13 protein-coding genes are annotated in these 13,462 nt (G+C 33.5%); 6 read left to right on the forward strand and 7 right to left on the reverse strand.

The genetic code is table 11. From position 1 onward, the window contains the following. Nucleotides 1-199: 199 nt before the first annotated feature. Nucleotides 200-1,069 (forward strand): hypothetical protein, encoded by an 870-nt coding sequence (locus VB264_RS14590; RefSeq protein WP_323250537.1) that lies wholly within the window; start codon nt 200-202, stop codon nt 1,067-1,069. A gap of 57 nt (nt 1,070-1,126) precedes the next feature. On the opposite strand, the gene VB264_RS14595 is transcribed toward VB264_RS14590, so the two are convergent. From VB264_RS14595 to VB264_RS14605, 3 genes are all read right to left on the reverse strand, one after another. Then, a complete protein-coding gene (locus tag VB264_RS14595) occupies nt 1,127-1,489 on the reverse strand; it encodes a VOC family protein (RefSeq protein ID WP_323250538.1) in 363 nt (120 codons plus the stop codon). A gap of 168 nt (nt 1,490-1,657) precedes the next feature. Continuing rightward, the gene (locus tag VB264_RS14600; protein WP_323250539.1) at nt 1,658-2,593 is read right to left on the reverse strand and encodes a hypothetical protein; all 936 of its coding nucleotides are present in this window, start codon (nt 2,591-2,593) and stop codon (nt 1,658-1,660) included. 186 nt (nt 2,594-2,779) lie between these two features. Then, a complete protein-coding gene (locus tag VB264_RS14605) occupies nt 2,780-3,817 on the reverse strand; it encodes a hypothetical protein (RefSeq protein WP_323250540.1) in 1,038 nt (345 codons plus the stop codon). Nucleotides 3,818-4,074: 257 nt separating this feature from the next. Between VB264_RS14605 and VB264_RS14610 the strand changes: the two genes are divergently transcribed. From VB264_RS14610 to VB264_RS14625, 4 genes are all read left to right on the forward strand, one after another. Further along, nucleotides 4,075-6,780: an alpha-L-rhamnosidase gene (locus tag VB264_RS14610; RefSeq protein WP_323250541.1), complete on the forward strand. Its 2,706-nt coding sequence runs from the start codon at nt 4,075-4,077 to the stop codon at nt 6,778-6,780. A gap of 12 nt (nt 6,781-6,792) precedes the next feature. Beyond that, nucleotides 6,793-7,740: an SGNH/GDSL hydrolase family protein gene (locus tag VB264_RS14615; protein WP_323250542.1), complete on the forward strand. Its 948-nt coding sequence runs from the start codon at nt 6,793-6,795 to the stop codon at nt 7,738-7,740. A gap of 100 nt (nt 7,741-7,840) precedes the next feature. Continuing rightward, nucleotides 7,841-8,137, forward strand: coding sequence for a type II toxin-antitoxin system HigB family toxin (locus VB264_RS14620; RefSeq protein WP_323250543.1), 297 nt, complete (start codon nt 7,841-7,843; stop codon nt 8,135-8,137). Between the two features lie 4 nt (nt 8,138-8,141). Beyond that, nucleotides 8,142-8,507 (forward strand): helix-turn-helix domain-containing protein, encoded by a 366-nt coding sequence (locus VB264_RS14625; protein WP_309917236.1) that lies wholly within the window; start codon nt 8,142-8,144, stop codon nt 8,505-8,507. Between the two features lie 6 nt (nt 8,508-8,513). Here the strand turns inward: VB264_RS14625 and VB264_RS14630 are convergent, their stop codons facing one another. The 4 genes from VB264_RS14630 to VB264_RS14645 form a co-directional block, all read right to left on the reverse strand. Further along, nucleotides 8,514-9,029 carry a hypothetical protein gene (locus VB264_RS14630; protein WP_323250544.1) on the reverse strand — a complete coding sequence of 172 codons (516 nt, stop codon included), beginning with the start codon at nt 9,027-9,029 and terminating at the stop codon, nt 8,514-8,516. Between the two features lie 396 nt (nt 9,030-9,425). Then, nucleotides 9,426-9,566 carry a hypothetical protein gene (locus VB264_RS14635; protein ID WP_323250545.1) on the reverse strand — a complete coding sequence of 47 codons (141 nt, stop codon included), beginning with the start codon at nt 9,564-9,566 and terminating at the stop codon, nt 9,426-9,428. Nucleotides 9,567-9,761: 195 nt separating this feature from the next. Further along, nucleotides 9,762-10,796 carry a cytochrome d ubiquinol oxidase subunit II gene (gene cydB, locus VB264_RS14640; protein ID WP_323250546.1) on the reverse strand — a complete coding sequence of 345 codons (1,035 nt, stop codon included), beginning with the start codon at nt 10,794-10,796 and terminating at the stop codon, nt 9,762-9,764. Between the two features lie 50 nt (nt 10,797-10,846). Then, complete coding sequence (locus VB264_RS14645) at nt 10,847-12,226, reverse strand: cytochrome ubiquinol oxidase subunit I (protein ID WP_323250547.1); 1,380 nt, start codon at nt 12,224-12,226, stop codon at nt 10,847-10,849. Nucleotides 12,227-12,574: 348 nt separating this feature from the next. Between VB264_RS14645 and VB264_RS14650 the strand changes: the two genes are divergently transcribed. Continuing rightward, nucleotides 12,575-13,204 carry a 3-keto-disaccharide hydrolase gene (locus tag VB264_RS14650; RefSeq protein ID WP_323250548.1) on the forward strand — a complete coding sequence of 210 codons (630 nt, stop codon included), beginning with the start codon at nt 12,575-12,577 and terminating at the stop codon, nt 13,202-13,204. The last annotated feature ends 258 nt before the right edge of the window (nt 13,205-13,462 follow it).

Here is a 13,462-nt window from a genome sequence, read left to right on the forward strand (position 1 = left end):
TTTTTTAGCAGAAACAAAATACAGAAAAACCCTGAAAATTGCCAATATTGACACTTTTTCGGGGTTATTTTATTTATAATGTATTGATAATCAAATAATTATATTACTAAAGGGAAGCCGCTCCTGAATATAAATGAAAAAGTGTACCTTCTTCCTAATAACTTCTATACTTTTTTGGTCTTGTTCCTCATCAAAAGTTTTGAGGAACCCTCAAGTGAATGCCCTAAAGAATAGCTTTTGTACGCCCAATCATAAGATTAACTATGCAATTTTTGAAGAGGTATCAGATTTAACCTCTCAGGATTTTATTAATTCTAATCTCACTGAAAACAATTATGCCGTTGCTAAATCGCTAGGAATTTTAAATGATCTTCATGATTATCTTACTATTAAAAAAACTTCAAATGATGGCGTAAGGCTTACCTTATTAGAAAAGAAAGATCAGATAAACGCTAAAATTCAGCTTGCAAGGTTAGATTTAGAGGCTATTTCTTCTGAATTACTTTGTGAAAGTGTTCGAAGTCATCAAATACTTGATTATTTGGATGATTATAACTCAAAAAGGACAAATCGTTTGTTAGTTGGTTCTGTAATTCTTGGTGCAGTAAGTGCTGGAGTTACTTCTTTTATCGAATCTGATAATCTGAATAAAACCATCAGCGTTGGCGCTGGCTTAATAGGGGCTGGTGTAGGTATTATCACAATTAACCCTAAAGGGAAAAAAGTAGAATTTTATCATCATCGAAACCTGCTTAAAAACATTTGGGAGGAATCAAATAATGATAAAAATTTATCACCTTTTATCTGGAAGTTATTGACTGATAAGCAAATGAGTAATGCTAAAACAAACTCTTTGGCCTACAACATTAAAACAAGATGGCAACATATTTTAATGGATGATGGAGAAATAAATCAGGCAGACTTGAAACTGTTTTTTGGAGAAGGGGGGCTATATACAGTAGAAGACCTACAACAACTTGAAAGTATGATTAATCAGTTGCGTTCTACAATTGATGAACTAAATCAAGATATTTTGTCTCTTTCAATCATCATTTCAAATCATCATTGAGGGAAGAACCTTTTACAAAATCTAGTCTGAAGTTAAATAAGACATGATATAGTTATTTTACCACTCTTGAATGATAACCCCCAATTGTTTATCCATCAAAGCAAATTCTTTAGCACCCCAAGGGCGAAGCGTAATAACTTTCAGATTTGGATGAAGGAATTCAGGATGAGACTTAGAAACTTTCTCATAAACTTCCTCAATATTCTTTGTGACTAATCTAAATTCAGGGTTATGTTCCTTTGCAAGTTCAGCATTTTCAAAAAGATTTATGCGTAAACCATCTTTTTCTAATACACAAAATGGATTGATGGATTTTATTTCATTATAACCTATAGTAAAACCTAAACAGTCGACAAATAATGTCAGTCCATCATTAATGTCAACATAAAAAATATTAGGAACTAATTTTTCAAAATTCATGGAGTGATGTTGTTAAAAATTTAGATAAAATGCTTTTAATAACTTTGGAAGTTATTACCCTCAAAATGTTTATGTTACATGCCCAAGTTTAAGTGTACGCTTTTTCTGTTTGGGATAGTAGGTGAACCAACTATCAGTGGAGAAGTAGGTGTCTTTTTTTGCAAAAAATTATGTGTTAATATGTTTATCCTTATTTTCATTTTGATGAATTGTTATAAAATTATGATCCCCTAATATTTCAAATTCCAAAGAAGAAACATCATCTTCTTTACTAAAACGGTAATTATACTCAGCTAAGATATATGATATAGGTTTTACGAAGCTTAAATTAAATATTAAAAAAGCAACAGACCACAGAATCTCTAAGCTTAAAGAGATAAATTGATAATGTGCAATTGGGTAGAAGACTATGAGGAAGATATTAGTATATAAAAAGCTTTTCATTATTTCTTTATCGCTTTTTCTTTTATTAATATTTACTTCATTAAATATCACATCTCCACTTGGATTATAATCATGCAATTTTAAAACGGGATTACTTGCAGACACGACAAAATTAAATTTAACCTCTTTATCTTTTACAAGATGTCCTATTTTATACTTTCTTTCTGATAATCCTTTTTCTGTATTAGATTCTTTTATAACACCTAACTCGGGCTCTGGTTTAGGATCGAAATAATCTTCTAAAATAGAAAGCTTATCAGTATTTTTAAATTCGAAACGAATTTCTTGATTTTTAACAACAAGCTCCCCTGTATTTTTTATTGTACATGAAATAAATGTTATGTTTGGGACTGTATTATTTCGATATGTTAAGGAGATATTATCCTTAATTGGACTTTCTTCTTTTGTAATGACATCTTTTATGGTCAACTCGTAAGACAATTGTTTTGAGTCTCTTTTTTCTTTTCTCTTCGTTAATAAATAATTGAATAAGAAACCTAATAAAGCACTCAATAGTGCAAAAATGAACTTTTCAATTGATTCTTTATTTAAAAAATAAAGTTCAGATTTAAAATCTTCTGATTTATCTAACAAATTCTGTGAAAAGCACACAAAAAAGGAGAATAAAAACGTACAAGTAATTGTTATTATTTTTTTCATATAATATTTAGATTTAATTATCTTGAAAAATTCCATTAGTAAGTACAGTTTTGTATAACCTTTCTCTTAGCTTCTTAAAGACTGAGACTTCGAGGTAAATATATGATGCACTCCATGACTAAATTATATTTATTGTTGAAGAATAAACAAGACTTGGAATTATTTTCTACAGGTTGGAAGTAAATATTAGTTGATGTTTTTTAAATACGCTTCTTGTCGATTAGTTATACTCATTACTTGCCTTATTCTTGAATTCCATAGTTGATTAACTTGAATAGTAGATACTTTAATTGTTAATCTGATTGGATCAATTATGTTATCATTGAGTAATGCAAGATAAATTTTACCTTTTAATGGAAATTTCATTTGCGATGCCTCATTTATCACGTCTCCCATTTTATATTGCATAAATGGTTTTCCGGAGTTGAAAAGAGCAACACTATTCAGGTCACTCAAAAACCAATATTTTACATTGTCTTCTCCTTGAATATGGTTAAAATATGAAATCCCTGTTAAAGCTAGGGCTGCCATAGGTCCGTAACCAGGAATTTTTGAGACTGAGGTAGTCATATTTTGAATAAATCTTACTTTCGCATTATCGTATTCTGATTTACCTTCCTTGCCTGTTCCTACGTAAAAACTCCAAGAAATTGTATTGTCTGGTAGAGTGAAATCAATAATTTGTGAATTTTTATTACCATTCAATGCTGTTGATGAAGAAATTTGAGGATTGCTTGAATAAATCTCTTGGACTATTGTGTCGCTTTTTACTAAATATTTTTCTTCAGTCGGTATATAAGTTGTATCTTGAACTATTCGCCAGTAAACAGAAGTATTAAAATATTTTGTAACATCTGATGCAGGAATTCTTTGAATTTTTAACTTACAAATACGTCCGCTAATAGCTGAGTTGTAAAGTCTAAACTTGTAAATTCCTGTTCTAGTAATATTGAATATTTTATTCTCTATTTTTTTCGATTTATAGTCCATAAATTTCGAAGAAGAGGGTAGCTCTATAATTTCAATTTCTTTCAATTCTTTATCGTTTAGTTCTTGAAAATTGAAAATTAGCTTATCCCCCTCTGCAAAGCCATAATAAAAAATCTCTTCTCCACCAAGTGCCTTAATTTTTAAAGTTGTTTCTGTAACATCAATTGTTGTTTGCCCCCAAAGTATGGTTGAAGAAAATGTAACTATTAAAGTTAATAATAGTATTTTATTCATATTAGTGGTGTCGTTTTATAAGAATATTTGCCAACTTGTTAATTTTTCTTAGAATTAAAGACATATATTTTCTAATCCACTAAAGTATCACTTTATTTTTCAATAAAAAACTCAATTTTTATTTTTTGAAAAATAATTACCCAATGGTAATTTCTATGTTCAACAAAGTTGAAACCTAACCCACAACTGAGAATAGTTTATCCAGAATTACTCCGTAATTTCCGCTCTTTAATTCAGACGCATTCTTAAACAAAACCATGAGGCACAAATTCATACTTTTTCGTCTATTCCTTTTCTTGAATTTCTTACTGTTTAACCAATCTATTTTTGCTAGTACCCCTTGCAAAGTCACAGCATTACAATGTGAATATCTGGTTAATCCATTGGGGATTGATGCCACCTTACCACGCTTTACTTGGCAGTTGACTGATGCCCGACAAGGAGCAAAACAGACAGCTTACCAAATCTTGGTGAATACTGATTCATTGGCTTTAACAAAAGGCATTGGCAAAGACTGGAATACTGGCAAAAAGAGTGCTTCACAAACGTTAGTAAGCTATCAAGGTAAATCGCTACAAGCCTTTACAAAATACTATTGGCGAGTAATTGCATGGGATAAGGACGGTCAGCAAATCAGTTCGGAAATCGCCAGTTTTGAAACGGGTATGATGAATATGAGCAATTGGCAGGGTGCTTGGATTAGCGATTCAAGGGATGTAAATACTAAACCTGCTCCCTATTTTAGAAAGACCTTTCATGCAAATAAGAAAATCGTTTCGGCACGTGCCTACATTGCCGTAGCCGGTTTGTATGAGTTATATATCAATGGTGAAAAAATCAGTAATCACCGCTTAGACCCTATGTACACGCGGTTTGATAGACGCACGCTGTATGTCACTCATGATGTAACCAAGCAATTGCAGTCGGGTAAAAATGCTATTGGTGTACTCTTGGGTAATGGTTGGTACAATCATCAATCTACAGCAGTTTGGTATTTTCACGAAGCCCCTTGGCGTGGACGACCAACCTTTTGCATGGATATTCGAGTGAAATATGATGATGGTACTAGCGAAGTAATAGCTTCGGGGAAAGACTGGAAAACAGCTTTGAGTCCCATTATTTTCAATAGTATTTACACCGCAGAACATTACGATGCCCGATTGGAACAGCCAGATTGGAACAAAGCTAATTTTGATGATAAACAATGGAAAGATGTTATTTTCAGAACAGCACCTTCTAATAACATTGTGGCTCAGGCCTTGCAACCGATTAGAAATGTAGAAGAAATTACGACTAAGAGTTTGAATAAAATTAATGATACCACCTATGTTTTTGATTTAGGCAGAAACATTTCGGGAGTAAGTAAAATCAAGGTTTCGGGAAAAGTAGGAACAGTTTTACGTCTAAAACATGCTGAAAGGTTGTACCCTGATGGACGTGCCGACTTGTCGAATATTGATGTTCATTACCGCCCTACTGATAATAAAGACCCTTTTCAGGTAGATATTATTACGTTATCGGGCAAAGGTGAAGAAAGCTTTATGCCTCATTTTAATTACAAAGGATTTCAATATGTAGAAATAACGAGTAGTCAGCCAATAGCCTTGACAAAAGAAAGTTTGGTAGGATATTTTATGCATAGCGATGTGCCAGTGGTGGGAAAGATAAATTCATCAAACCCGACGATTAACAAAATTTGGTCTGCTACCAATAACGCTTATTTATCAAATCTATTTGGTTATCCAACCGACTGCCCACAAAGAGAAAAAAACGGTTGGACGGGAGATGCCCACATTGCAAGCGAAACAGGCTTGTATAATTTTGATGGTATCACGATTTATGAAAAATGGCTCGCCGACCACCGAGACGAGCAGCAAGCCAATGGCGTTTTACCTTCTATTATTCCTACAGATGGTTGGGGTTATGAATGGGGAAATGGACCAGACTGGACAAGTACTATCGCCATTATTCCTTGGAATATCTATTTGTTTTATGGTGATACTAAGATTTTGTCCGATAATTATGAAAACCTCAAACGCTATGTCAATCACATTGAATCTATCAGTCCGACTGGATTAACGACTTGGGGCTTGGGCGATTGGGTGCCTGTAAAATCTAAAACACCTGTAGAATTAACGTCGTCTGCTTACTATTTTGTAGATGTTACTATCTTAGCAAAAACTGCAAAATTATTCGGGAAAACCGCTGATTATGAAAGATATTCAGCCTTGGCGGATAAGATTAAAACAGCTTTTAACAACAAATATTTAAATAAAGCAACGGGTATTTATGGTAATGGTGTCCAAACAGAATTGAGTGTTCCGCTATATTGGGGATTAGTGCCAGAAGAATTGAAAGCGAAAGTAGCAGCCAATTTAGCCAAGCGAGTAGAAGCTGACAATAATCATTTAGATGTAGGATTGTTGGGTACAAAAGCCATTTTAAATGCTTTAAGTGAAAACGGATATGCTGATGTAGCCTATAAAGTAGCCTCGCAAGAAACCTTTCCTTCGTGGGGTTGGTGGATTGCTAATGGTGCAACCACCCTTTATGAAAACTGGCCGATTGATGCTAAAAGTGATATTTCAATGAACCATATCATGTTTGGCGAAATCGGGGCATGGTTGTATAAAGGCATTGGAGGGATTAAACCTGATGCCTCGCAGGCAGGATTTAAGAATATTATCTTGGCACCTAATTTTGTAGAAAATCTTAACCAATTTGAAGCTTCACATGATGCACCACAAGGGAAAATAGTTTCTTCATGGAAAAGAGTAGGCACAAAAATTTTGTATGATATTACAATTCCAGCGAATGCTTCAGCAACGATTTTACTTACTGTAAGCAAAGCTCAGCATATTCAAAAACATTATACAGTTGAAGAAAAAGTAGTGTCGGATACCCATAAACAATTAAAAATTAACACATTAACAGCAGGAAGTTATCAGTTCGAGATTCAGTAAATAATTTCAGTTATGAAAAAAAGCGTTTTCTTCTTATTCCTTATTTTATTAGGTTCAACAGCTTTTGCACAAGTAACACCTTTGTTCAAACCAGAAGTAAAAAAAGTGCTGTTTTTAGGGAATAGTATTACCTATGCGGGTTCTTATGTAAATGATATTGAAGCTTATTGTATAGCACATTTCCCTAATCAGAAAATAGAATTTATCAATGTTGGCTTACCTAGTGAGACGGTGTCTGGTCTCTCGGAAGATGGACATGCAGATGGTCGATTTCCTCGTCCAGACTTGCATGAACGTTTGTCAAGGGTATTAGCGCAGACTAAGCCAGATTTAGTATTTGCTTCTTATGGCATGAATGATGGTATTTACTTACCGTTGGATGTAGTCCGTTTTCAAAAATTCAAAGATGGGGTTCAATGGTTGCATGATAAAGTGGTAGCTTCTGGGGCCCAAATAATTCACCTTACACCACCTATATATGATGAAGCAAGAGGTAAAAAGATTGGTTATGCTGACGTGTTAGATACCTATTCCGACTGGTTGTTAAGTCAAGTAAAAAAAGAAAAATGGGAAGTGATAGACGTGCATTATCCTATGCAAAGAGTATTAGAGGCACATCGAAGATTAGACCAACGATTAGGCATTGAAAGCTATTTTACTTTGGCAAATGATGGCATTCATCCAGGCGAAGCAGGGCATTGGATTATGGCAAAAAGTATTTTAATGCATTTAGGAGCTTTAGACGTTGCCAAAGCACCAACAGTTCAAGCAACGCTCACTAATATTACTGAGCCAGAGGCTTTTATGAAGCTAGTTACACAACGCCAAAATATCATGAAAGATGCATGGCTTACAAGCATTGGACACCGTCGCCCAGAAATGAATAAAGGTTTGCCTTTGGAAGATGCACAAGTTAAAGCCCAAGAATTAGAAGTACAAATTCGAGCGATGATAAAGTGAGGAAATTAACGAAGACTTTTATGGGGTGATATGTAATTTTCATGCCATAAAAACCTTTAAACTTCCCAAATTGTGGAACTATTTAGTTATATTTGTACTTATGAGAATATACTCACATAAAACCTTAAAAGAGTTTTGGGATAAATACCCTGATGCAAGAACCTCATTGGAAATCTGGTATGAGAAGATGGAGGAAAACACGTATGAAAACCCCAATCAAATAATAGAAGATTTCAAAGGCGCTGATATTGTGGGTAATGGGAGAATTGTTTTTAACATTGCTCTTAACAAATACAGGTTAGTTGCTTATGTCAGGTACAAATTTTTTGCGGTTTATGTAAGATTTTTGGGTACTCATAAGGAATATGACAAGATAAAAGACATTTTAAATATATAAAATGATGGAAACGAAAATTCAAATCAAGCCGATTACTAATGAACAAGAATTTGCTGAAGCAAATGAGCTTATTGAGTTGCTATTAGAATGTCCAGAAGGTTCTGAAGAAGAAAAAATATTAGAGGCTGTTACTATTTTGGCAAGTGAATATGAAAAGAAAAACTATTCATTACCCAAACCAAATCCTATAGAAGCCATAAGATACAGAATGGCTGAATTACAGCTTAGTCAAAAAGATGTGGCTAAATATTTTGGAGGGGAAAATAGAGTATCAGAAGTATTGAATGGTAAAAGACAGCTAAGCCTTAAAATGATTAAAAATTTGCATCAAAATTTAGGTATTTCTGCTAATAGTTTAATTTCGATGTAAGAATTTTTATACTTCTACTCTCTTTAAAAAATATTTCTTACTATGATTCTTTTTCCAAAAAAGAATATATTTTCTACTTGAATAAGTTTTAATTCTTTTAACAAGTTTGTTATTATCAATACGATATGATTGTAACTTATTTTTTAAGATTTTAAACTTTAAGTGATATTCAATTTCATTTTCTCTTTTTAATTCATAGGGATGTGTATTATAAAGTTTTTCAAAATCAACAATAGTATCTTTCCCAACAATTTTGATTGCATCTGCTGGCTCATCTTTAAGTTTATAAAATCGTAAATAGAGCTTATCTTTATGAGTTTTGTAAATTCCTTCAAGTTCAGTATTTTCTAAGTCACCCGACAATTGATAATGAAACGTGCTATCGGACTTTAATACAATATTAGTCTTAAAAAATCCCCATTGAGCAAAATTAGAGCGATACCGACCAGTTATTACTTTATTTGTATCACAAGAAGCGAACAAAATACTAAAGAAAATGCCAATAAGCATATTGTTTCTCATACGATTTTCAGGTTTGACTATTGTATTATAAAGTTGTGTAGTTGAGGGCTGAACTATTATATTATGTTTATGGAATAGTTTCCACACCAGAAAACTTAAATTCCTCGTCAACCTTTAAAAAGTAAATACCTAGCTGGGCTCCTTCATGTCCAAGGGCATACTCATTAGGTTTCCAAGTTGTTAAAAAAGCAATTATGTCAACACGCTTACTATTTTGTCTATGAAGTATTATTTCTTTAGACTTTGATGCTCTTTCCCAACTTTCAGAGTTCTTGATAGCTTTTAGATGGTTATCGAAAAAATCTTTTCTCTTTATGTCATAAATTCCAAGGTTTGAATTTTTTGCATCTTCACATATAATACATGAGATTACCCTTGTTGATATTTTCTGGAATTCTACAAAGTTTGGTTTTTAAAGTTTTTGAAAACTTTATCTAATGCTCTTATTACTAAAAGACTATCCTTTTTACTAATAACCTGTCCATTACAAATAGTAATCCCAAATAATAAAATCACTACAATTAAATTTTTTTTCATATTATTTATGTGGTTTGTCTATGACAAGTGTAAAATTTATTACTTTGTAACGAACAGTAGCGCTAAACACAAGTATTACTGCTACAATTAAAATTATTTAGACAAATTAATATTTTACGATATACCTCATGAGTAGGGTTTATAAGAAGTAAGTAAAATATTCACTAAATCACTCATTCACAACTCACTCAATAACTAATAAGAACTCTCATCCAATTTTACTTTTCCTTTAAAAGTCCAGAATACAAAAAATGTATAGGTTGCCACGATGGGTACGCCAATGACAGCAAAGAGTAATATAATTGATAATGATTTTTCAGAAGAAGCTCCATTATAAATGGTAATTGAGTATTTTGGGTCTAAAGTCGAATGAATAATTTTAGGAAATAAGTTGATAGCAACTGTTACTAAAAGTGACGCCATCGTAAAGGCAGACGATAAAAAAGCCAACATATATTTTCCTTTTTCTAATAACCTACGGGTATTAATAATAATTAAAACCGTAAGCATAGGTACGGCAAAAAGCGTAGGATGAGCTTTGAATTTAGCCGCCATGCTTGGGAAGTACACCAACGTTACCATTGTTTGCATGATGTAACAAATCACAAAAAAGCGACTGGTATCACGTACCATAATAGACAGTTTTGTATAAAGTCTGCTTTCGGTTTTCATCACTAAATAAATAGAACCGTGCATCGTACAAGATGCCAAAGTAGTAAGACCCGTCAGTAAAGCATAAGGATTTAGCAGCTGCAGAAAATCTCCTTGATATTCAAAATTTTCATCAATCGGAATACCTTGAATAAGGTTGCCCAATACAACACCTAGCAAAAAGGCAATCATCGTACTGGCAAGAGAATAAACAATATCCCACATTTGTCTCCACCAAAGCATTGCTTCTTTACTCCTAAATTCAATGGCAATAGCCCGAAGAATCAATACCATCAGAAACAGCATGAATGGAATATAGAATGCAGAAAATAAAGTAGCATATACTTCGGGAAAGCCTGCAAACAACGCACCACCACCAATTACTAGCCATACTTCGTTGCCATCCCAAACAGGGCCAATGGCATTGAGGGCTATTCTTCTGCTTTCTTCTTTTTTAAAGAGTAAATGAATAGCGCCAGCACCTAAATCAAAGCCATCCAAAATAGCATATCCAGTAAAAACTGCCCCAATGACGGCAAACCACCAAGTGGGCAAATCTATTCCTAAAAAAGTAGCCATAAGCTTTTTGAGTTTAAAGTTGTTGAGTTTAAAAGAGGTGTAGAAAACCCTTAATCTAAAATAGGATTGTTACGCTTAGATGAATGAATTATCTCATCAGTGTGATGATGTTCAACAGGGCCGTGCTTTATTTTTTTGTTCAGAAGATAGATAAACAAACAGAAGAGTAAAACGTAAATGACAGTAAACATAATTAACGAAAACCATACCTGATTAGCTTTAACAGATTTTGAAAGGGCATCCGAGGTTCTAAGTAATCCATATACTACCCACGGCTGGCGACCTACTTCAGCAGAATACCATCCTACTTGATTAGCAATTTGGGGTAATAGTACCGAAAAAGAAAAGACTAACATCAACCATTTTTGCTTGAATAAAGTACCCTTATACCAAAAAAACGAGGCTAATAAAGTAAGAGCAATCAGAGTCATTCCTATTGAAACCATTAGATGATAAGTCTGGAATACAAAATTTACAGCTGTCGGTCGGTCTTGTTTAGGGAAGGCCCGTAAGCCTTTTACGGGAGTAGAGAAGTCTTGATGAAGTAAAAAAGTTAAACCTTTAGGGATTTTTAACCCTGTTACTTGCTCGGTTTTAGTATCTACATAACCCATTAAATACATGTCTGCCACGGCTGAACTATCATAATGACCTTCAAAAGCTGCTAATTTAGCAGGCTGGTTTCTAGATACCCCATCTGCCGAATGATGTCCTGTAAATAATTGTGCTAATGCTGAAATAGTGGACACTGTCAGCGCAATTTTAAAGGCTTTTTTAGAAAGCGCTACATGGCGTTCTTTATAAATATAATATGCATGAACACTTAGTACTAAAAACGAACCTGCTAAGAAAGAACCTATCCAGACGTGTGATAATCTATCCACAGAAGACGGATTAAAAACCATTGCCCAAAAATCTGTAATTTCTGCTCTTGCTTTTAGCCCTTCACCTACAATGTGATAACCCGCTGGGGTTTGTTGCCAAGAGTTAGCGACCACAATCCAAACAGCTGAAAACATTGAGCCTAAGGTAACCATGATAGTGGCAAAAAAATGTACCGCTGGACTTACTCTATTCCATCCAAAAATTAAAATGCCTAAAAAGCCAGACTCGAGGGCAAAAGCAAAAATACCTTCTGCTGCCAAAGCTGAACCAAAAATATCACCAACATAGCGTGAATATGAAGCCCAGTTTGTACCAAATTCAAACTCCATTACAATACCTGTGGCTACTCCAATACCAAAAATTAGGGCAAAAATTTTAATCCAAAAGCGTGTTAATTGCTCATAAACTTTATCACCTGTTTTTAAATATAGGCCTTCCATACAAACCATCACGAGGGCTAGTCCAATACTTAAAGGAGGATAGATATAATGAAAGGCGATAGTGAAAGCGAACTGAATCCGAGATAATATTTCTACATTTTCCATAAGCTGTATGTATTAAAAGATTCCTCAAAAGTAAGACCTAAAGAATCATTTCTACCTTAAAATCGCTAAAAATATAAGTATTTTTTTGCCTAATTTCTCTCTGATTTCAGCATAGCAAATTAAGTTTGACAGACCCAAGAAAATATAGGAATATTAGGGATTAATAAGCGAAACAAGGATGAAAATAATAGAGAAATTTGGGGTATAAACTTCCAATCACAATAAATACATGTTTACCCTATAGAAACTCATACAGTAACTTTGAATGTTTATTCACCAAATGAATTCGTAAATTAGCGACTATAAATAAAATTCATTCCTCAAAAAGGAATTCAACTTAATTCAATCATGAAAAAACTATCATTATTACTATGTTTTTTATTATCAATTAATTTAGCGTTCTCTCAAAAGAAAGAAAAAGGCTGGGTTTCTCTGTTTGATGGTAAAACTTTTGCGGGTTGGCATGTAAATGAAGAACATCCTTCTACATTTACAATTGAAGATGGAACAATAAAAGTGGCAGGCGAAAGAGCTCACCTATTTTATGAAGGTGCTGTTGGAAACCATGATTTCAAGAATTTTGAACTGAAATTAAAAGCAAAAACTTTACCTGGCTCTAATTCTGGTATTTTTATCCATACGGCATATCAAGCATCAGACTGGCCACAAAAAGGCTATGAAGTGCAAGTAAATCAAACGCATGGCGACTGGCGTAAAACAGGTAGTTTATACGGTATCAATGATGTGAAAGAGAATTTAGCGAAAGATAATGAATGGTATGAGTATCATATTATTGTACAAGGCAAGAGAATTATCATCAAAATTGACGATAAAGTAGCTGTTGATTATACTGAGCCAGAAACACTTCCAGCAGACCGTGGCTTGAAAAAGCTTAGTTCTGGCACAATAGCTTTACAAGGACACGACCCTAAAAGCGTTGCTTATTTTAAAGATATTAAAATCAAGCTTTTGAAGTAGTAATTTTTGATATTAAACATGAGTCATCCCGAATTTTTCCTAAAATTGTGCGTTTTGGAGACAATTTGAGAGGTTTTCTACTTATTATTATCTAGTCCTTACTTTTCTTTCCTTGATGAAAGAAAAGTAACAAAAGAAAATCAAGAATTCCTAAACTCGCTCCGCTCAAACAGTAGGAATTCGTTGTTCATCAATCATAAAAAAGCGGTCGAAATTAGTTTTTCGACCGCTTTTTTATGATTTTAAAATTCAGGATGA

Origin of the sequence: Arcicella aquatica, from assembly GCF_034928825.1 — a bacterium.
GTDB classification, from domain to species: domain Bacteria; phylum Bacteroidota; class Bacteroidia; order Cytophagales; family Spirosomataceae; genus Arcicella; species Arcicella aquatica.

Coding starts and splice junctions, on each gene's coding strand:
- VB264_RS14635 (WP_323250545.1), bottom strand. CDS start 9,566: ATGAAAAAAAATTTAATTGTAGTGATTTTATTATTTGGGATTACTATT.
- VB264_RS14595 (WP_323250538.1), bottom strand. CDS start 1,489: ATGAATTTTGAAAAATTAGTTCCTAATATTTTTTATGTTGACATTAAT.
- VB264_RS14645 (WP_323250547.1), bottom strand. CDS start 12,226: ATGGAAAATGTAGAAATATTATCTCGGATTCAGTTCGCTTTCACTATC.
- VB264_RS14620 (WP_323250543.1), top strand. CDS start 7,841: ATGAGAATATACTCACATAAAACCTTAAAAGAGTTTTGGGATAAATAC.
- VB264_RS14605 (WP_323250540.1), bottom strand. CDS start 3,817: ATGAATAAAATACTATTATTAACTTTAATAGTTACATTTTCTTCAACC.
- VB264_RS14600 (WP_323250539.1), bottom strand. CDS start 2,593: ATGAAAAAAATAATAACAATTACTTGTACGTTTTTATTCTCCTTTTTT.
- VB264_RS14615 (WP_323250542.1), top strand. CDS start 6,793: ATGAAAAAAAGCGTTTTCTTCTTATTCCTTATTTTATTAGGTTCAACA.
- VB264_RS14610 (WP_323250541.1), top strand. CDS start 4,075: ATGAGGCACAAATTCATACTTTTTCGTCTATTCCTTTTCTTGAATTTC.
- VB264_RS14625 (WP_309917236.1), top strand. CDS start 8,142: ATGGAAACGAAAATTCAAATCAAGCCGATTACTAATGAACAAGAATTT.
- cydB (WP_323250546.1), bottom strand. CDS start 10,796: ATGGCTACTTTTTTAGGAATAGATTTGCCCACTTGGTGGTTTGCCGTC.
- VB264_RS14630 (WP_323250544.1), bottom strand. CDS start 9,029: ATGAGAAACAATATGCTTATTGGCATTTTCTTTAGTATTTTGTTCGCT.
- VB264_RS14650 (WP_323250548.1), top strand. CDS start 12,575: ATGAAAAAACTATCATTATTACTATGTTTTTTATTATCAATTAATTTA.